The organism is Clostridium sp. CM038 (assembly GCF_055081105.1).
Genome location: NZ_CM143651.1, coordinates 2718448 through 2739578 on the forward strand (window position 1 = coordinate 2718448; position 21131 = coordinate 2739578).

18 protein-coding genes and 1 tRNA gene are annotated in these 21131 nt (G+C 35.0%); 3 read left to right on the forward strand and 16 right to left on the reverse strand.

Annotated features, from left to right (window positions below):
* Nucleotides 1-40: 40 nt before the first annotated feature.
* Nucleotides 41-3961, reverse strand: a complete 3921-nt coding sequence (locus ACWJKS_RS12625) for a 5'-nucleotidase C-terminal domain-containing protein (RefSeq protein ID WP_462959695.1) — start codon at nt 3959-3961, stop codon at nt 41-43.
* A 282-nt stretch (nt 3962-4243) separates the two neighbouring features.
* Between ACWJKS_RS12625 and ACWJKS_RS12630 the strand changes: the two genes are divergently transcribed.
* A tRNA-Leu gene (locus tag ACWJKS_RS12630) sits at nt 4244-4330 on the forward strand.
* 199 nt (nt 4331-4529) lie between these two features.
* Here ACWJKS_RS12630 and ACWJKS_RS12635 read toward each other — a convergent pair.
* The 12 genes from ACWJKS_RS12635 to ACWJKS_RS12690 form a co-directional block, all read right to left on the reverse strand.
* Nucleotides 4530-5081: a Fe-S-containing hydro-lyase gene (locus tag ACWJKS_RS12635; protein WP_462959696.1), complete on the reverse strand. Its 552-nt coding sequence runs from the start codon at nt 5079-5081 to the stop codon at nt 4530-4532.
* 12 nt (nt 5082-5093) lie between these two features.
* Complete coding sequence (locus tag ACWJKS_RS12640; RefSeq protein ID WP_462959697.1) at nt 5094-5936, reverse strand: fumarate hydratase; 843 nt, start codon at nt 5934-5936, stop codon at nt 5094-5096.
* 77 nt (nt 5937-6013) lie between these two features.
* Entirely contained in the window at nt 6014-7186 is a 1173-nt protein-coding gene (locus tag ACWJKS_RS12645; RefSeq protein WP_220285978.1) for an NAD(P)-dependent malic enzyme, read from the reverse strand.
* 235 nt (nt 7187-7421) lie between these two features.
* Entirely contained in the window at nt 7422-9032 is a 1611-nt protein-coding gene (locus tag ACWJKS_RS12650) for an FAD-dependent oxidoreductase (protein ID WP_462959698.1), read from the reverse strand.
* A 51-nt stretch (nt 9033-9083) separates the two neighbouring features.
* A complete protein-coding gene (locus ACWJKS_RS12655) occupies nt 9084-9764 on the reverse strand; it encodes a 4Fe-4S dicluster domain-containing protein (RefSeq protein WP_462959699.1) in 681 nt (226 codons plus the stop codon).
* 61 nt (nt 9765-9825) lie between these two features.
* Nucleotides 9826-10683: an FAD/NAD(P)-binding protein gene (locus ACWJKS_RS12660; RefSeq protein WP_462959700.1), complete on the reverse strand. Its 858-nt coding sequence runs from the start codon at nt 10681-10683 to the stop codon at nt 9826-9828.
* Nucleotides 10667-11719: a 4Fe-4S dicluster domain-containing protein gene (locus ACWJKS_RS12665; RefSeq protein WP_253198054.1), complete on the reverse strand. Its 1053-nt coding sequence runs from the start codon at nt 11717-11719 to the stop codon at nt 10667-10669. The genes ACWJKS_RS12660 and ACWJKS_RS12665 overlap by 17 nt, the downstream gene beginning before the upstream one ends.
* Nucleotides 11716-12699, reverse strand: coding sequence for a 4Fe-4S dicluster domain-containing protein (locus tag ACWJKS_RS12670; protein WP_462959701.1), 984 nt, complete (start codon nt 12697-12699; stop codon nt 11716-11718). Before ACWJKS_RS12670 ends, ACWJKS_RS12665 begins: the two co-directional genes overlap by 4 nt.
* The gene (locus tag ACWJKS_RS12675) at nt 12687-13151 is read right to left on the reverse strand and encodes a hydrogenase iron-sulfur subunit (protein WP_165412857.1); all 465 of its coding nucleotides are present in this window, start codon (nt 13149-13151) and stop codon (nt 12687-12689) included. The genes ACWJKS_RS12670 and ACWJKS_RS12675 overlap by 13 nt, the downstream gene beginning before the upstream one ends.
* Nucleotides 13142-15127 carry an FAD-dependent oxidoreductase gene (locus ACWJKS_RS12680; RefSeq protein ID WP_462959702.1) on the reverse strand — a complete coding sequence of 662 codons (1986 nt, stop codon included), beginning with the start codon at nt 15125-15127 and terminating at the stop codon, nt 13142-13144. The genes ACWJKS_RS12675 and ACWJKS_RS12680 overlap by 10 nt, the downstream gene beginning before the upstream one ends.
* 47 nt (nt 15128-15174) lie before the next feature.
* Nucleotides 15175-15585 carry a 4Fe-4S dicluster domain-containing protein gene (locus ACWJKS_RS12685; RefSeq protein ID WP_216301752.1) on the reverse strand — a complete coding sequence of 137 codons (411 nt, stop codon included), beginning with the start codon at nt 15583-15585 and terminating at the stop codon, nt 15175-15177.
* Nucleotides 15586-15604: 19 nt separating this feature from the next.
* The gene (locus ACWJKS_RS12690; protein WP_462959703.1) at nt 15605-16393 is read right to left on the reverse strand and encodes a CoB--CoM heterodisulfide reductase iron-sulfur subunit B family protein; all 789 of its coding nucleotides are present in this window, start codon (nt 16391-16393) and stop codon (nt 15605-15607) included.
* Between the two features lie 453 nt (nt 16394-16846).
* Here ACWJKS_RS12690 and ACWJKS_RS12695 point away from each other — a divergent pair, with 453 nt between their 5' ends.
* Nucleotides 16847-17734 carry a LysR family transcriptional regulator gene (locus ACWJKS_RS12695; protein ID WP_165412853.1) on the forward strand — a complete coding sequence of 296 codons (888 nt, stop codon included), beginning with the start codon at nt 16847-16849 and terminating at the stop codon, nt 17732-17734.
* Between the two features lie 618 nt (nt 17735-18352).
* Nucleotides 18353-18838: a DUF4883 family protein gene (locus ACWJKS_RS12700; protein ID WP_253198053.1), complete on the forward strand. Its 486-nt coding sequence runs from the start codon at nt 18353-18355 to the stop codon at nt 18836-18838.
* Between the two features lie 21 nt (nt 18839-18859).
* Here the strand turns inward: ACWJKS_RS12700 and folK are convergent, their stop codons facing one another.
* From folK to ACWJKS_RS12715, 3 genes are read right to left on the reverse strand one after another with little or no spacing between them, the layout of a single operon-like run.
* A complete protein-coding gene (gene folK, locus ACWJKS_RS12705) occupies nt 18860-19675 on the reverse strand; it encodes a 2-amino-4-hydroxy-6-hydroxymethyldihydropteridine diphosphokinase (protein WP_462959704.1) in 816 nt (271 codons plus the stop codon).
* Nucleotides 19676-19708: 33 nt separating this feature from the next.
* Nucleotides 19709-20515, reverse strand: a complete 807-nt coding sequence (folP, locus tag ACWJKS_RS12710; RefSeq protein ID WP_216301749.1) for a dihydropteroate synthase — start codon at nt 20513-20515, stop codon at nt 19709-19711.
* A 41-nt stretch (nt 20516-20556) separates the two neighbouring features.
* A complete protein-coding gene (locus ACWJKS_RS12715) occupies nt 20557-21039 on the reverse strand; it encodes an HD domain-containing protein (protein ID WP_462959705.1) in 483 nt (160 codons plus the stop codon).
* Between the last annotated feature and the right edge of the window lie 92 nt (nt 21040-21131).

Below are 21131 nucleotides of genomic sequence, written 5' to 3' on the forward strand. Positions count from 1 at the left end.
AATAAAATGAAGGCAGATACAAATGTACCTGCCGCCAAAATTATTTTTTCTTATCGATAACAGTTACGTCGCAGGTCGCCTTATACCCTCCATCTAGTGAAGTAACCGTCACTTTAGCCTTTCCGGTAGATATTCCAATTACTGAAATACTCTTTCCATTTTTCTCAATAATTTTTATTATCGAACTGTCACATTTCCAAATTACATCCTTAATATCTGAATTTCCCGGTCCAACTAAAGCTGTTAATTTTTCATTTTTGCCTACTTTTATAATTATATCCTTTTTATTTATTCTAACTTTATTAACCGGCTTACTTACAACAGCAACAGTACATTCGTCCTTGTAATTCCCGTCATCGGTTGTAGCACTTATTTTAGCTAACCCAATTTTATGTCCTGTAACCTTTCCATTATCATCAACTGACGCCACTAAAGTATCACTTGATTTCCACGATACTTTTTTATTTGTTGCATTGCCAGGTAGTAATGTTGCCTCTAAGGTTTCACTCATCTTAGGGCCAATGCTAAAATAAGCTTTTTCAAGTGATATTCCAGTCACCGGAACCTCTTGCTTTATTGATGATGATAATATATTCCAATTTCTTGCTGAAGATGGTGTTATAGTCTTATTATCTTTAACATATTTCATCATTAAACTTCTAACCTGACCATCATCACCTAGAGCCTTAGCTGAATTATAAGTAACTAAAGATGTATCAACGCTACTTATTCCAGCAGCAGCCATGAATCCTCCGCCGCCGTTGTATCTATAGTTGTTTATTGCAACTGTAAATACATCTGAATCCTTAATCACTCTTCCATTAAACTTTAAGTTCTTAATTCTGTTTCCAGATATCATTTTTTTAGTAACTGAATCAATTGCTCCTGCTGGCTCTGTTAAGTCGATGTCATAACTTGCTCCGTACAATTGATCCAAGTTATAATCTGCAATATTAAGATCTGCGTCCTTAACTATTGGATCTGTTGAACCTGATGTTCGTTTGTAGTATCTTACTGTATATTCCATCCAATCTTTTATTTGTTTTCCATTCATCTTCACTCCATAAAGATAATTCTCGTATACATATACGCCCATAATATCTTTAATAGTAATATCACCCTTTGGAATATATGATGATAAACTTAGTGGAGCTGCTATTGAGAGTTGTGTTCCAGCTGCACCAGCTTGAACTTTGTTTATTAACTCCATTATTTCAGTTGGTTCAGTAATTTGCTTATTGCCTTTATATTCTCCCTTAGATTGTCCAAGTATTGTTGAAGTATATTCTAAAGTTTTAGCTTGATATGGTGCAATTAAAGCTGTTATATCATGATCTTCAGCGATAGTGTCCATAGCTACATTTTTAGTAGTTAATCCTGTAACAATTCCTGCAGCATTAACCGCTATATCAATTTGTGAAACGTTTTGTGCCCATTTACCTGGTTCTAATATTGGAACCACTTTGCCTTCTGGATTTTTTAAATTGATGTCATTTAAAGTACTATGCGCATGTCCTGCAACTATAGCATCTATCCCACTTACTTGAGTAGCCAATGCCTTAGCTTGATTTTCCGGAATAATATCTGCTACTCCTTCTTCTCCAGTATGTGCAGCTACTATTATTACATCTGCTCCATCTGCCTTTACTACTGGAACCCATTTTTTAGCTTCGTCTACTAAATCATTAAAATGTAATCCATCATAATGAGCTGGATCCTCCCAACTAGATATAGTTTTTGTTGTAAGTCCAAGTACCGCTACGCTAATTGTTTTTCCATTAACTACAAAAGACTTCATAGTATATGGTTTAACAAAATTTTTATTATCAGCTTTGTAAGTATTAGCAGATAACACGTCGATACCTTGATCCTTCGCATCATCCTTAATTCTATTTAATACTTCAAGTCCATAGTTAAATTCGTGATTCCCTAGAGTCCAGCTGTCATATCCCATTGCTCCCATAACTGCTGACATTGGATAAGTTGTGGTTTTATCTATCATATTATAGTAATAAGCAAGTGGAGTTCCTTGAATAGTGTCTCCATTATCTATTAACATAACATTTGGATTAGTTGCTCTTAAGCCCTTAACATAAGTTGAAACCTTTGCGAGTCCCTGTCCTTTTGAAGGCGCTGCATTAGTTCCATAATCAAAGTTTAGAACATTTCCGTGTACATCTGAAGTTGCTACTACTGAAATAGTTGCTCCAGGATCTACATCTTTCATTTGATTGTCTATTCTATTTTTCATTACAACTGTCATCTTGCCCTTATCTCTAACATCAGCATTTAAAGCGTCTCTTACATTTTCATGCGAATCTACTAAACTAGCTACTATCTCAGGTGCTAAGAATCCTGTAAAGGTGTCCCCTCCAGTAGCAACAAAATCTGGTGCATTTACTTTTAGTGTGTCTGTATCCTTAACAACTGTGCCATTGCTTTCTCTTATCATGCTAAGAACCCTTTGACCTGGTATTTCTGGTGTTGTGACTGTCCCATTTGCATCTACTACAGCTGGTTTATACGACGGTTTTGAAGAATCATATACAAATTTAACTCCAGAAATTTGTATTCCATTACCATCATTTTGAACAGCTTGTTCAAAAATAAATTTTAGCTGTGCCCCCGTCATGGTTGTAGTACAAATCGTATTATCAAATGGCATTATATTAAATATTGTTCCAACAGTTATATCGCCTGATGGAATTGGACTTAATCTAATCCCTCCGTTATTCACCATTCCCACCTCTGCTGGTGATTTTGAATAGTTCTTTACAACATCTGCCATCCAATTTCCAAGTTGAGATTCTCCATAAGGTGAGTCAACTTGGCTCTTAGTTAAAGCATTGTCATTAGTTCCAATTACTTCATTAAATATTGGAAGTAATGACGTACTTGCATCATCAACAATTTTCTTACAATCTGGGTCTGTTGCTGATGTAGTTGTCACTGTAAGTCCTTTCCAGTTTGAACCTTTAGGTGAGAAACCTACTATTTTGTTTGTAGAGTCTACAGTAATCTTTAAATTTATAAAACCTTTACCAGTAGCCGCTGCTATTAATGTAGGTACGTCCAACCCATCTGCATCTTTGTTTACAACATCACCAATACTATGTGTATGTCCACCAAATACCGCATCTACGCCACGTAATTTATTAACCATAGTATTAAGCGATGAACCACCATCATGTACATCTGCTAGTACTATATCAGCTAGATTTCCTTCTCTGATTTCCTTTGCAACTATATTAATTTCTGTAGCTGGGTCCCTAAAATCAAAAGGATCTACTAGAGCTGGCATAATTATACTTGGAGCTTCCTTAAGTATTGCTCCTATTACTGCTATTTTAACACCATCCTTAGTAATTATCTTATAAGGCTGATATGGTCTATTGCTTGTCCCTTTTTTATACATATTAGCACAAACAATGTTGTAATTTGCACCAATCATAGTTTCAGTATTAATTATATCAAGTCCCCAATCAAACTCATGATTGCCTAAAGCTGTAACTTCCATTCCCATATTTGATAACACCTTTTGAACTGGAACTCCTCTTAGTACATTAGAGGTGGGTGTTCCTTGATATAGATCTCCTCCACCAATGATAAGTGTTCTTCCAGGATTTGCAGTTTTCACGTCTTTAACTACTTTTGCTAATGCAGCTCCTACAGGTTTTGTATTAGTTGAATCCAAAAGTTGTCCATGAAAATCTGTAATTTCTACTATATCAAATGTTTTATTTGTAGCATTAACTGGAGCTACTGATGGAGACGTTACTTGTCCAATTCCTAGAGTAAATGCATTTGGTTCCAAGCTCTTTCTGGCAACGGTTACATTTGTCGATGTATCAATTCCAGCCGCCTCTACAATTTTAGTTCCAATAACACCGTTAAAATTAAATAATATTAATGCTAACGATAGTATCCAGCTAAGTATTCTTTTCTGTTTCTTTCTAAGCAATGAAATCCCTCCTTATTTTGTTATTCCTCCTTTTAGACTTTTAAATAAAATCTAAAAATTAATGTTTAATATATACAACTTACTTTTGATTTTAGCATTATGTGGCTATTAATTCAATATATTACTTCTATTATAAATAGCTTTATTTATGTAATTTTATTTCAACACATTAATACTTAACATAAAACCTTTATCTATTAAGATATAAAATTTATTAATAAAAATATACTATAACTATTGCATTAATTATAAATATATGTTAGAATTCATATTGTCAGACATGCCGAAGTGGTGGAACTGGCAGACGCGCTGGACTCAAAATCCAGAGGTAGCAATACCGTGCGGGTTCGATTCCCGCCTTCGGCACCAAAGGACTTTCAAGTATTTCTTGAAAGTCTTTTTTTATGCCTAAAATGGCAAAAAGGTGACACAAAACTTTTATTGTTTTTTAATATAAACGTTGCCTATTAACATATCTTTTAATTTTTAATAGTCTTTTATATTTAAAATAAATTTCTTTCAAAGAAATAAAAACTGTATTGGAATTTCCCAATACAGTTTTTATTTTTTATTTCTGATATTTTATTCTTTCTGTTTCATAAAGATTATTGCCTTTGGTGTCTATTATAACCACAGCCGGAAAATCCACTACCGTCAGTTTACGAACGGCTTCTGGACCCAAATCTTCAAAAGCAATAATTTCGCATTCTTTTATTGTATTAGCAATAAGAGCTCCAGCTCCTCCTATTGCAGCAAAATAAATTGCGCCATTTTTCTGCATTGACTCTACTACAGTTTGACTTCTAAGCCCTTTCCCAATCATTCCAGTAAGACCTAGTTCAAGCAATGGAACAGTCAAATCATCCATTCTATAACTAGTAGTTGGACCAGCAGAACCTATTACATTTCCAGGTTTAGTTGGAGCAGGTCCCACATAGTATATAATGGCATCTTTAGGATCAAAAGGTAACTCATCCCCATTATTAATTGCGTCTACTAGTCTCTGATGAGCTGCATCTCTACCTGTATACATGGTTCCTGATATTAAAACACTATCTCCCGATTTTAAATCCTTCAACTTCTCCTGTGTTAAAGGAGTAGATATATGTTTGATTTCCATCTTTTCCCCTCCCTATATAATTGTTACTGCATGTCTTGCCACATGACAGTTAATATTTACTGCCACAGGTAATCCAGCAATATGTGTTGCAAAAGCTTCCACATTTACAGCAAGGGCTGTGGTATTTCCCCCTAGTCCTTGAGGTCCTATGCCTAGTGCATTAATTTGTTCTAGTAAAGTTAATTCAATTTCTTTTAAATGCTCTGTTTCATTATGGCTACCAATATCTCTTGTTAAGGCCTTCTTGGCAAGATACATTGCCTTATCAGATGTGCCACCAATTCCAACACCTACAACAATAGGTGGACATGGATTTGGACCTGCAAGTGAAACGGCTTCTACAACAAAATCAAGTACACCTGCTAAACCATCTGATGGTTTAAGCATTTTTAATCTACTCATATTCTCACTGCCAAAACCTTTTGGGGCTATAGTTACTTTGACTTTATCCCCTGGTACAATATCATAATATATCACAGCCGGAGTATTATCCCCTGTATTTTTTCGTTTTAAAGGATCTTCTACAACAGATTTTCTTAAAAATCCCTCTTTATATCCACGTCGTACACCTTCGTTAATGGCATCTGTAATATTTCCGCCGATTAACTGAACTTCTTGACCTACTTCTACAAATACTACAGCCATACCTGTATCCTGACAAATTGGTACTTGATCAGTTTTTGCAATTTCAGCATTTTTCAACAAATTGGCTATAATATCTCTTCCTACCGGAGATGTTTCTTCCTTTTGGAATTTATGAAAGGCATCTAATACGTCTTCTCCCGCATAAAAATTAGTCTTTATACTCATATCTTTTAAAGCATTTTCAATTTCTTTTACATCTACTTTACGCATGAATCCACAACTCCTTCCAAATATTTTTCTTGTAAAAGCTGTTCAAAAATTTTGAACAGCTTTTATTATTATTATTATTATATTCTAGCTACTCCAGATTTTCTAGCAGCTTCCATAACAGCTTCAGCTACGGCTTTTGCAACTCTTGGATCAAATGGTAGTGGAATAACATAGTCTTCATTTAAATCTTCATCACTCACAAGCTCCGCTAAAGCATTTGCTGCGGCAATCTTCATCTCATTATTGATATCACTTGCTCTAACATCTAATGTACCTCTAAATATTCCTGGGAATGCTAATAGGTTGTTTATTTGATTTGGAAAATCTGATCTTCCAGTACCAACAACTCTTGCACCGGCTTCTTTTGCTAAAGATGGTAAAATTTCAGGTACTGGATTAGCCATAGCAAATAGTATAGAATCTTTCGCCATAGTCTTTACCATATCTTGGCTTACTTGGTTAGCATCCGATACTCCTATGAACACGTCTGCTCCAACAATAACTTCCTTTAATGTACCACGTACTTTTTCTTTATTTGTAATAGTTGCCATCAAAGTTTTTTCTCCACCTAAATTTTCTCTTCCTTCATAGATAGCACCTTTTCTATCACAAAGAATAACATTTTTTGCTCCCATACTCATTAATAATTTTGCACAAGCAATACCTGCAGCTCCTGAACCGTTTACTACAACTTTAACATCCTGCATATTCTTCTTTACTAATTTTAGAGCATTAATTACACCAGAAGCAACAACAATAGCTGTTCCATGTTGATCATCGTGGAAAATTGGGATATCACATACTTCTTTTAGTTTCCTTTCGATTTCAAAACATCTAGGTCCACTTATATCCTCTAAATTAATACCACCAAAACTACCTTGAAGTAAACTAACCGTTCTTACAATTTCATCAACATCTTTAGTTTTTAGACATAAAGGAAAAGCATCAACATCTCCAAATGCTTTGAATAGTACACATTTACCTTCCATTACTGGCATTGCAGCCTCTGGTCCTATATCACCTAAACCTAAAACGGCAGTACCATCTGTTATAACTCCTACAAGGTTCCATCTTCTTGTAAGCTCATATGATAAATCTATATTTTTTGAAATTTCAAGACAAGGTTCTGCAACCCCCGGTGTATAAGCTATTGAAAGATCTTCCTTAGTTTTTACTGGTACTGCAGAAATCACCTCAATTTTACCTCTCCATTGTCTATGTAATTTCATTGCTTCTTCTTTAATATTCATATTTTTCATTCTCCTTTTTTGTTTTATTCTTTATTATGACAATAACTATTTTAATATTTCCTACCGACATAACCCAATATAATTTTATGAAGAATTCAACATGCTAATTATGTATTTTACTGTTCATATCACCACCTTTAAATCTACTACGTCAATTGATTTTATAAATATTAACTCTATTTTTGTTACGAAAAATAAATACTCTTATTCATAGTAAAAATCAAACTAAATAATATTATTTATCATTTTCTCTTCCATGGGTATACTGGGGCAGTAGTACAGGAGAAATCTTGTCTGTATTCACACCGTTTTCCTCAAGGCTTTTGTGGTATTCTTTAACATGGTCAAGGCTCAGTTCTTTTACTTTAACCACTTTGCACTTTTCACCTGCATGGAACCCTGTCCTACGTCCGAAAACAATAATATCTAATAGTGAATTACCCATCAATCTGTTTCTACCGTGTATCCCTCCTGAAGCTTCTCCTGCCACATAAAGGTTTTCTACCTTGGTTTGACCGTTTTCATCAATTAAAAGTCCTCCGTTTTGGTAATGAAGGGTAGGATATACGAGAATTGGCTCTTTTCTCATATCAATACCAAATTTTTGATACATCCTCAGCATGGCAGGAAGTCTTTTCTCAATCGTTCCTTCCCCATTGATGATTTCGATTAAAGGAGTATCCAACCATACACCCTTTACCCCTAAAGGTGTCTCAATACCATTATTTCTTACATGACATTCTCTAATGATTGCAGATGTTTCCACATCTCTTGTTTCAAGATGATAAGTAAATTGCTCACCATGGATATTTAGAGGTGTTGCCCCTAAACTACGGACCTTCTCCGTAACAAGTGCCCCAAAAATTTGAGAAGGGTATGCTACCCCAGTAGGGTGATACTGCACAGCATCTGCGAAGACAAGTTCTGCTCCGGCTCTGTATCCCAAAACAAGTCCATCCGCTGTTGCACCATAATGATTTGATGTTGGAAAACCCTGATAGTGAAGTCTTCCAGCACCTCCCGTGGTTATAATAACTGTTTTAGCCCTTGCGATTAAATATTCCTCTGTTTCAAGATTGAATAATACGGCTCCAGCAGCTTTACCATCCTTGTCTAATAGGATCTCCACAGCAGGTGAAAATTCCACCACTTCAATCCCTTTGTTAATCACTTCATCCCTAAGCACACGCATGATCTCAGCTCCCGAATAGTCGGCAGCGGCGTGCATCCTCTTTCTCGAGGTTCCACCTCCGTGGGTAGTAACCATTGTGCCATCCTCTTCTTTATCAAACATTACCCCAAGGTCATTTAACCATTTGATTGCTTCCGGAGCATCCTTTACAAGGGCATTAACAAGTTCCTTTTTGTTAGTAAAGTGTCCGCCACCCATTACATCCATGTAGTGTTTCGCAGGAGAATCTTCTGGCTTATCAGCAGCCTGGATCCCCCCTTCGGCCATCATCGTATTAGCGTCGCCAAAACGTAATTTTGTGGTAATCAATACATTGGCGCCTTTTTTATGGGCCTCTAGGGCTGCCGATGCTCCAGCTCCTCCCCCACCTATTATCAACACATCTACGTCATAGTTTACTTTAGTTAAATCCATGTCCAGATCTTGAAGTCTACTTTTAGCTTCAATAATATCCGCTAACTCTAGGGGAACCTTTGATCCTTTGTTAGGCCCTAAACTTAGATTTTTGAATTCATTATCTCTATAATCAGGATAATTTTCCTTTAATATATCTTCCTTTTCTTGGGGACTCATTCTTGGAAACTGAACTCCTAATCTTTGGGAACGGGTGGCCTCCACCTTCTTTATTAGCCCCCTCATTTCTGCTGTATACATTTAAATACCTCCCTGGTAATACTATATTTTTATGTAACTCTAAGCTAATTTTTATGTTTCAATATCCCTTGTATTGTATAATACCTTTAATTCATCAACATTTTTAGCCATTAGTTCTCTCAATGAATCATCATGCATGCCTTCTTTAATATGTTGTACCCTCTCTGTCAAATGTTCTGTTTCATGGGCAATGTATTTACCTGTAAGCCGGCGTGCAATCACCCCTACTTGGTAATGAGTTATATTGGCAGGACACCTAGAAGCACAGATTCCGCACATAACACAGTCAAAAGATTCATGGGCACATTTCTCAATGTCTCCTCTTTGGGCATAGGCAATATACTGCATAACATTAAGGTCCTGGGGGCATCCCTTCGTACAAGAGTTACATCCAATGCAGCTGTATATTTCAGGATAAAGCTTCATCATTGTATCAGCCGTCGGCTCTAATTCATTCATATCATATAATTTTTTGTCTCCAGGAAAGAATGGCAATTGAGTAAGATACATACCATCTTCAACCTTGGTTTGACATGCTAAACATACCTTTAATTCTTTCTTACCTTTAATTCTATATATCGTGGCACAGGCACCGCAAAAGCCCGACCTACATCCACATCCTCTAACTAATTGATACCCTGCATATTCCATTGAATCCATGATTGTAAGGCTTGAAGGTACAGAGTACTTTTTATTTAATATATATATTTCCACCATTTCTTTATTGGACATTTTATATGCCTCCTTTGTTTATACCTAATATCTAATGGGTTAAACTGTTTTAGTGTTTACATTAATATTCATCGGGAAGTTGATCTATTTCATCGCATCTAAATACAGGACCATCTTTACACACATATTTATCTCCGATGTTACAACGTCCGCATTTCCCTACGCCACATTTCATCTTTAATTCCAATGTGGTGTATACCTGATCCTTCTTAAATCCCATTTCTTCAAGCGTTTGAAGAACAAATTTAATCATAATAGGCGGTCCACATACCAAAGCCACTTTATTTGTGCTAAATCCAATCTCTTTAATATAACTGGGAACAAATCCTACATGTCCTTCCCATCCCTCGACTTCTCGATCAACCGTCAAATAAACGTCTGTATTAGACCTTGATGGCCAATTTTCAAAGATGTCTTTTGTCTGGACAAGATCTCCAGGCGTTCTTGCTCCATATAAAATATCTACCTTTCCATAATCGTCTCGATTATCCATTACATAGTTTATAACGGAACGAATGGGTGCTAGTCCTATACCCCCACCGATGAAAAGAAGATCTTTTCCTTTTAGCTCATCCTCTACCGGGAAATTATTTCCATATGGTCCTCTAATACCTATTTCACTCCCAACTTCCAAACCATGTAGATATTCTGTAACTACTCCACATCTTTTTACACTAAACTCCATATAATCCTTTTCTGTTGGAGAAGAAGTGATTGAGAAAATCGCTTCTCCAAGTGGAGGAACCGAAATCATCGCACATTGACCTGGCATATGTTCAAATGATTTTCCACCACCAGGTTTTGTAACCCTAAATGTAGTTACATCGTGTGTTTCTTCCCTAATGTCCACTATTTCAGCTAGTTCTGGCATTAAAGGATTTACATGTTTATGTTCATGTACATTACAATTGCAGCTCATTTTGTCCACCACCTAACTTTTTAATTACTTTAACAATATCCAAATGAACTGGACATTTTTCTATGCACCTTCCACATCCAACGCAAGCGTATACACCATTTTGTTTATTTGGATAATAAACAAGCTTATGCATAAACCGCTGTCTGAACCTTTCCTTTTGCGTTTTTCTGATATTTCCATGAGCCATCAGGGTAAAGTCCGAAAACATACATGAATCCCAGCAACGGAATCTTTCTCCAGATGTATCACCCTTAAAGTCACCAATATCGTAACAATGACAAGTAGGACATACATAAGTACATGAACCACAACCTAAACAACGTTCACTAAGTTCTCCCCAAATTTTAGATTCAAATAACTCCTTAAGCTCTCCCGTTATTTTTTTAGGGTCTATATTTGCTAAAGGAAGATTTTTAACTTTCACTTTTGTAGCCTCTTTCAATGCCTTTAATTCACTTATATCCTGCTCAGTTGCATCTTCTAAAATGTCCTTTAATTTCTCCGTTAAGTTTTCACCTTTTGATGTTTGTGGATTCCAAAGTATGCTATCTCCCATATCCCATGTGTTAACATCTACTTCTTTAGAAGCTGTCTGTGGTTCTATTCCAAATGAACTACAAAAGCAAGTTTCCTCTGGATCAAAACAGGCCATAGAAACGATGGTTCCTTTTTCTCGTCTTTCCTCGTATAAAGCATCTACAGGATCAACGAGGAATACATTGTCAAGTAGCTTAAAGCTCGCTGCATCACAATGTCTCACACCAAATAGTACATAGTCCTCTTTCTTTCCTCCTACATTTTCTAGTTCAAGTTTCTTTCCATCTCTTTTAAACTTTAAGTAGGTTTCACTTTGGGGGAAAATAAAACTTTTTGGTGAAATATTAGTTTTCAGTTTTTCTACATTCACCGTATCTCCTTGTTTCCACAGGTTGAAGTTTACATCTCCATCCACTTCAATAGGCAAAAACAATTCATAGGATTTATCAATCATACTAAAAAGCTGCGAAAACTGATTCTTTAATATTTTCTTCATCATTTTTTCCCACCTCCATGCGATGTAAAGGAATCACTATCATCCAGTTTATACATTCCGATTGGGGCTTGTTTAGATGGATCTACCCCTGCATCATATTCACCGTAAAGTTCATTTATATCTTTCATAATTTTACTATTTAATAGGTGAAGTGGGATATTTGCTGGACATACTCTGCTACATTCTCCACAGTCCACACAACGACCACCAACGTGATAAGCCCTAATAATATGATAAAACTGCTCTTCACTATCTAATTTTGCTTTACCTGATACGTCTGCCTTATCATTGTCAAAAATACATTTTACACAATTACATGCAGGACATATATTACGACAAGCATTACATCTTATGCATTTTGAAAATTGAGCAGCCCAAAAATCAGATCGCTGCTTATCTGTTAGGGATTCAAGTTTTTCCACATCTTTAAATCGTTCTAGTGGATCCACTTCTCTCCCTACAAAGTCCGACATCAACTGGTCATATACTACAGGATTCGGCTGTCTACATTTAATGCATTTGTCATATTCAAATTCACTTGCTGAAACCTTCTTTTCACCATCATTTTTCACAAATATAATTTCATCCCCAGATCTTTTCACGCTTAGAATGCCTTTATTTAACCCTCCTTTTTTTACTTTTTCTGGATCAATCATACCAGAGCAACTTACTCCATAGACCACAACCTTCGCGCGGTCTATTCTGTTATCATTTATCAGTTGGTTAAATCCAAGAGAATCGCATCCTTTTAAAAATATACCTACTTTTTTATTGTCCTTTAATTCCTTAAGTAAATATTTACTTAGGTTATTAACACAGAAGCAGTCCCATATTAAAGAATCTACTTTACCCACTTCTGTAATAAATACGGGATAGGAATCATCAAAGGTATCTCCCTTTTCCCATCCTATAATTTTTTCTACTTCCCCATTTTCTAGGGCAAGTTTTGCGGTCGCTCTTATTTTTTCAGTTATCTTATCCATCTTTCATCCCTCAACTTTCTATTAGGACCAAGTTTATGAACTTTCTCTAATACATCATTCATAACGCTTGAAAATTTTTGTCCCTCTGCTGCTGAAATCCAATCCACTCTAAAACGTTCTTTTTCTATTCCCATAAATACAAGTAAATTTGTCAAAACTGAAAAACGTCGTCTTGTATGATAGTTTCCACTTGTATAATGACAATCCCCTGGATGACAACCGGCAATTACTACGCCGTCAGCTCCATGTTGGAATGCTCTGAGTATGAAGTTTTCACTTACTCTGCATGAGCATGGAACCCGAATAATTTTAACATTGGCAGGATATGCTAATCTGCTTGTTCCTGCTAAATCTGCTCCTGCATAACTACACCAGTTACAACAAAAGGCTACAATTAAGGGTTCAAATTTATTTTCATCTATTCCCTCGATTTTTTCGGCTTCTATCGACATATGGCATCCACCTCCGCTAAAATCTGTTTATTTGTAAATCCTTTAAGATCAATGGCACCAGGGCGACAAGCTACTGTGCATCCACCACAACCTTGGCAAAGTGCTTCATTTACCTTTGCAACTATTTTTGTAATTGTTTTCCCGTTCTCTTTAACTTCAATTGTACTTGATGAAATTGCATCATATGGACATATTTTAGTACACGCAAGGCATCCACTACAAATTGATTCATCTACTTCTGAAACACAAGGATTGTTAACCAATTTATCCTTACTTAATACCCCAATTACCTTTGCTGCTGCAGCACTAGCTTGTGCCACCGTTTCTGGGATATCTTTTGGTCCTTGGCATGCTCCCGCTAAATATATTCCTGCAGAATGAGTTTCCACTGGACGAAGTTTTGGATGAGCCTCTGTAAAGAAATTATTTGTATCTGTACTTATACCTAATATCCTTTTAATTGTAGTTGCATCGTCTTTGGCCTTAGTCGCCGCTGCGAGCACTACTAAATCTGCATCAATTTGAACTGTTTCTCCAGTCGAAGCATCAATAGCATTAACTTGAAGATTCTCTCCATTTGGAAAAACTTTACCAACCATACCTTTAATATAATGAACACCATATTCTTCAACAGCTCTTCGCTGGAACTCTTCAAAGTTTTTCCCTGGTGTACGAACATCAATATAAAAAACATAGGCTTCCATATCGGGATAATGATCCTTGAGTAACATTGCATGTTTTGCTGTATACATACAACAAATTTTAGAACAATAAGGTTTACCCCTAGAAGATTTGTCCCTTGATCCCACACATTGTATAAACACTACTTTTTTAGGCACTCTATGATTCGATGGACACACAAGATGGCCTGCTGTTGGCCCTGCAGCATTTGTTAATCTCTCAAATTCAAGAGATGTAATTACATCAGGGTGCTCACCATACTGATATTCTCCAAATTTATCTAAACCTATAAGATCATAACCTGTGCATACCACTATAGCCCCATATTGTTTTGTCATTTTAGTATCTTCCTGAGAAAAATCAATGGCACCCGCTGTACATACTTTTTCGCAAAGTCCACATTTCCCTGTTTTAAACTTGATACACTGTTCTCTATCTATAACAGGTACGTTTGGCACAGCCTGAGCAAAAGGCATATAAATAGCTCCTCTGTTATTTAAGCCTTCATTAAATTCATTTTTAGCTTTTTTTGAAGGACATTTTTCAGCACAAACGCCACAACCAGTACACTTGTCCATATCTACACTTCGTGTTTTTTGGTTAATGGTAGCTTCAAAGTTTCCCACATATCCCTTAACTGACTCTAGCTCACTGTAGGTGTATATGTTTATATTTGGATGAGACGCCGCATCTACCATTTTCGGTGTTAAAATACAGGCAGAACAATCCAATGTAGGGAATGTTTTATCTAGCTGAGACATTTTCCCACCAATGCTTGGTGACTTCTCAATGATATCCACTTGATAACCAGCCTCAGCAATATCAAGAGCCGTTTGGATTCCTGCAATTCCTCCACCAATAATAAGTGCCCTTTTCGTTACATCTATTTCACCTGGTACAAGTTCGCTATTTAATGTTGCTTTAGCCACTGCAGCCCTAACAAGCGCTATGGCCTTCGGGGTTGCTCTCTCTTTATCTTTATGAATCCAAGAACAATGTTCGCGAATATTTGCAACTTCTAATAAATAAGGATTTAATCCCGCTGCCTTTGCCGCTTTTCGAAATGTTGCCTCATGCATTCTAGGAGAACATGATGCTACCACAACTCGATCTAATTTTTGCTCTTTTATCGCATTCTTAATCAAATTCTGGCCTACTTCGGAACACATATATTGATAGTCTTTAGCATATACAACTCCAGGCATTTTTTCAGCTTCTTTTATAACTTTATCAATGTCCACGGTAGCTGCTATATTGCTTCCACACCAACAAACAAAAACTCCAATTTTCTGCAATTTGATTCCTCCTTTAAAATAACAGTATCATTATTTTTTTGTAAAAATTATTTATTATACTTTCTAAATGCACTTACAATTGCCTGCTGGGGCATTTTATCATCTATTTTTCCAAAGACCTCTTCAGCTTTTATTCTGTTTTCTCCTGTACGTCTAAGGATTATAAGCCTAACTGCCTCTAAAACGTTTGCAATATCTATATTCCTAGGACAACGCTGGGAACATGTAAAACATGAAGCACAAGACCAAATGGTTTTACTCTCTGTAACCTTGTCTAATTCTCCTGTCTGAAGTAATCTTATGACCTGATGAGGCAGGATATCCATACCTTCACTTGCAGGGCAACTTGCTGAACATTTCCCACATTGGATGCAATCTTGTATCCTCTGCCCACTAATTTGAGAAATTTGATCTAACTCTTTTAATTTTTTGTCAGAATATATTTTCACTCTTTTCATTGCACTATCCCCTCCTATCTTATTTGACACCTAACGCTTCTGCTAAAAGCTCCGTGAAATAGCTGATAGATAGTTTATTTTTGGCCCCATCATTACTAATTTCTAGATTATATTTACAAAGTGGGCATGCAGTAACAATTTCTTCTACATCATTTTTTACAGCTGATTGAATTATAGTATTTGTCATCTTATTTACAAGATCCTTTTGATCTAAACAAAGATACCCTCCACAACACTCCGTTCTATAAGGATATATTACAGGAGTTGCACCAATGGCTTTTATAAAATCTTCTATAATAGAAGGGTTTTCTGGATCATCAAAATTCATTGTTCCACTGGGACGAAGTAGCAAGCATCCATAATATGCACCAATTTTACGGTTAGTAAGAGGATTTGTTACTTTTTTAGCGAGTTCATCAAATCCTATTTCATCCCTGAGCACCTCAAAATAGTGAAGGACTTCCGTCTCTCCCGCGTATGCTTCTGTTAGCTCCAAGTAATTGTTAACCTTTGTTCTTATGTCATCTTTGGTCCTCATATCTTCATTGACCCTTTTAATCACGTGATGGCATGCTGCACATAAAGTAACTAGTTTTTCACCTTTGTCCCGTGCTCCTGCTAGGCTTCTTACTGAGGATAATTTAGTAGCTATTTCATCAGTGGCCATGGGATATACAGCACCACAACACTGCCACTCCTTTTGCTCTTCTAACTCAAACCCCAAAACGTTTGCAGCATCCAGTGCAAACTTTTCTAATTCCTGAGCTTTCGTCTTTAACGTACAACCTGGATAATAACTATACTTCATATTTATTCATCTAGACTTTTAAACAAACGAACAAGTCTAGATTTACACCTCCCTTCGACTTTGTTAATATTTCAACACTTATTAATAGAATAATATGGCATTTATCTTTTTAACATTTATGATTTTTAAAAAACAGTGGTGTTTATTTGATTTATTGATAAAGCTATAACAAATGTTATTCTAAATTAAAAAAACCATTAAACTATGATATAATGGTCTAAGCTTATAAAAGAGTGGAATATACGTTGTGAATTTAAAACGATTACAGTATTTTATCCCTTTAATCATGTTAATATTTTTACATTTATTAAAAAGAAGTACTGCTTTTCTCTTTTTAACATTTATGTTATTTTATTTAAATCCTTGTTAAAACTATAACACACGTTGTTATAAATTAAAACTATCATTTAACTATGATATAATAGTTAAAACTTATAATTAGGGGGATATGTTATGGAATTAAGACAGTTAGAGTATTTTCAAATGGTATGTCAATTAAATAATATTACACAAGCTGCCAAAAAACTTTATGTAACTCAGCCTTCTATTACCAATTCTATCAAAAATCTAGAAAAGGAACTGTCCATTGTGCTCTTTGACCGCTCTAAAAAACAGCTTTCCCTCACAGACGAAGGCAAAATCTTCTTAAAAAGAGTAGATGATATTTTAAGACAAGTAACCAATGCCGTTGCAGAAATGAAGGATTGCCAGGATCTTAAAAATGTGATCCTGACAATAGGTATCCCTCCACTGATCAGTACTTTTATATTTCCAAAAGTATTTATTGACTTCCAAAAATCACATCCAAATATTAAACTCAATATTTCGGAATATGGGTCCCTTACAACAAAACAAATGGTAGAAAATGGAGACCTTGATTTAGGTCTGATTATCATCGATTCCTCCGATAAGTCCCTAGCTTCCCTTCCCATTTTAAATAGTGAGCTCTTCGTTTGCTTAAAAAAGGAACACCCTTTAAGCAAACAACCAACCATTACATTTAAAGATATTAAGAACGAACCTATTATCCTACTAAAAGAAGGCTTCTACATCAGACAAAAGATATTAGAATCTTTTAATGAATGCAATATTCAGCCTAATGTTATTTTATCATCCACCCAATTAGAAACCATCAAGGGCCTTATTACCAATGGGGTTGGCATTTCTTTTTTACTAAAGGAAATTGTTGAAGATAATGAAAATATAACAAAAGTTCCATTTAGTACTGCTATTCCCATAAAAATTGCTCTCGTTTGGAAAAAAGATCGTTATCTATCCAACGCTTCAAAGGCATTTATTGATTTCTTAATTACAAACCCCATAACCCCTCTTAAGAGTTAATATTAGCTACGAATAATTTTATAATATAATTAATTACATAATTTAAGATGATAGTGAACTACACCCCCTTTAGATGCACTAAAAATGAATATGCTCTGATCAATGTAAATGAAGAGTATATTATTGAGTATAAGTGGAATCGCCTTAAACCAACTGTCGGAAAATTGGACAGTATAATAAAACCTCGATCCTATAAGAAATAATAAGATGTTATATGGAACAAAAATGAAAAAACCACCTGGCTTCAGGTGGTTCTTTCATTTTTGTTTTGATTTCTTAAAGCCTTTAGATAATTATATATATATATGAGTTCTTTTGAAATCAATATATTTAACGAACCCTTTTTAATCTTTTTCGTCACCATATAAATATTAAAATATCCAAACATTACTATTTTGTGTACTAAAAGATAATTAATCAACATATTTTATTTAAAGGAGGTTAACTTATCTCCTAGGGAGCTGAACTGTCGTTAAATCATCTCCTGCGGAGCTGCATTTACGACTTCAGAAGGCGATTTATACTCCCACTGAAGTTTTATTTTTACTATAGTATGGAACTCTCACTTATAGAAATGGGAGACTTCCCTTCTGAACTGTCGTTAAAGGATGTGGTTATTTGAGTATTAATAAAAGCAAATGTATTTTACTCGTAATTTGTGTGTTTTTTTCTTTAAGTCTCTTCGGCTGTAGATACAATTTTGATAAAAGCATTTTTATAAAAAGTAAACCAAACAATTTTTACTATACCAAGTTATTAATGAAAGATTTATCTCTAGAAAAGCCTACTGAGCATTATGCTCTATATATGAATTTTTATAAGAAGAAAGATTTTTCCAATGAGGATTTATCTTCATTCGCCAAGTTTTTTAATTCATTAAATAATGATAGTTTCATAGATAAACCAGCGAACTTACCCGATAAACCAATATATAAGATATTTTTAACCTTCAGCAAAGATAAATATATGATAAATGTCTATAACGAAAAATTCATTTCCATATATCCCTGGGATGGCTCCTACAAAATGGATTACATTGATACAAGTAAAATGTACAAAGCCTATAATCTTTATGGATTATGCAAATACCTTATACCTAAATAAGGTATTTGTTTTTTTATCCGGTTATTCCTTTAAGCATGCCTTGATTTCAATTATAGATTTATTTAAAATTGGATGCATAACATAAGGTGCTATATCACACAGTGGCTCTAAAACAAACATTCTTTCCTGCATTCTTGGATGAGGCAATATTATTTCATCTAAAGAACTAATAATATCATCATACAGTAGTACATCCAAATCTACTGTTCTAGGACCCCATCTTATAACTCTCTCCCTTTTTAATTCTTTTTCTATAGATAGCAGGAATCTTACAAGCTCTAATGGATTTAAAAGTGTTTTTATTTCAATAGCACAATTTAAGAAATCATCTTGCTCTAGATATCCTACTGGCTTAGTTTCATAAAATTTTGATGTTTTTGTTATTTGGGTATGATAAGAATTGTTTATAAGCTCTAATGATTCTTTCACATTTTTCTCTTTGTCCCCCATATTTCCACCTATACCAATATACGCTGTATGCCATTTTCTATCTATTTCTACCGCTGCATATTGAAGTGGTTTTCCAATAGGCGCCCAAGGTTTTTTTATTTTAACCTTTACTCTTTGAACTAAATCATATTTTAAGAGTATAAATTCAGCTAATTTTTCTGTAGCTTTCTCTATTAAATCATAACTTTCCTTATTAAATTCTTCCTCAACCAATTGACAAAGCTCACCATAATGAACCGTCCTAGTTAAATCATCAGTGATGCCTGCCTCTCTTAAACTAAGGAAAAGCTCCAATGAAATTAAAAAACGTTGTCCTAAGGTTTTTTCTTCCTTAAAGACACCATGGTGTCCGTAAACCTCTAAATCTTTTATATACATTTTGTCCATAGTATTGTCTCCTTTATAAATAAGGGTGTTTTCTTAGCTTCTACATATAGCATCTGTCATAACGCAAACCCTTTTATTCTCTAATACATCGTGTACCCTTATAAATTCGCAGCCCTTCATTATTCCAATAGTTGTAGTTGCAAGTGTTCCCTCAAGCCTATCACTTGCAGGTAAGTCTAGTGCAAACCCTATCATGGATTTTCTTGAGGTTCCTAGAAGTACAGGATACCCTAAACTATTTAGCTTTTCCAGGTTATTCATAGTTTTTAAATTATCTTCATAACTTTTTGCAAAACCAATGCCTGGATCCAAAATAATATTTTCTTTTTTAACTCCTGCTTTTAGTGCAATTTGGATACTTTCTTCCAAATCATTAATTATATCACAAACTAAGTTAGTATAATTTTTATTATCTCTATTGTGCATTAAACAACAAGGCACATTATACTTAGCAGCAACGCTTGCAATATATGCGTCCTTCTTAAACCCCCATACATCATTAATCATTGCTGCCCCTGCCTTTACTGCAAGCTCTGCAACTCTGCCTTTATATGTGTCCACAGAAATTGGGACGCTTATTTCCTTCTTTAAAGCCTCTATAATAGGTACTACCCTTTTAATTTCTTCTTCTTCACTTACGGGGTCATGTCCAGGTCTTGTGGATTCGCCACCAATATCAATAATATCTGCCCCGTCAGCAACCATTTTTTTCGCATGATTTATTGCTGAGCTAATATCCCTAAATTTTCCGCCATCAGAAAAGGAATCAGGAGTTACATTTAAAATCCCCATTATGTAAGTTCTTTTTCCTATTTCAAAATTTCGGTTTCCTATTTCCATAAACTTCCTCCTCATAATCTCATTCACTCTCAACTGTATTCCTAGTATGTTACCTTCAAATTCCTCTTCTCTACTGGCCATTTACAGCCATCAATAGCTTCGCAATTAAAACAATTTCTTGAAAGCTTGTCACACTTATATAATACATCACTTAAACTATTTAAATTTTCAGTATTGCTTCTATGTTTTCCTATAGCCTCTAGAATCTCATCTATTTCCTTAGCACTATATTTGCACTGCTTTAATATGTTTTTAGCAATTTCCTGGCTAGCAATATCATGAGGTGTTCCATTTTCATATTCTTCTCCCCGACCTATATCATGCAAAAGTGCAGTTGTATAAATTATGTGTTTTGGTATATTCAAATGCTTTTCTAAACTCGTTATGTACATAAGTCGTGCCACGTCTAAAAAATGCTGCATATCATGCAGGCAAAAGTCTCTATGTTCTTCGAAGTTTTCTATCTTCCTTAAATTATACACAAAGCTATAGTTTTCTATAATAAGATTTATTTTATCATTCATTAAATTATTATCTATAATTTCCACCGTTGCCAAAAATCTATATAAATCTATAAATATTGTTTAATTCCCTGTTCAACGTGTCCGATTTTGCA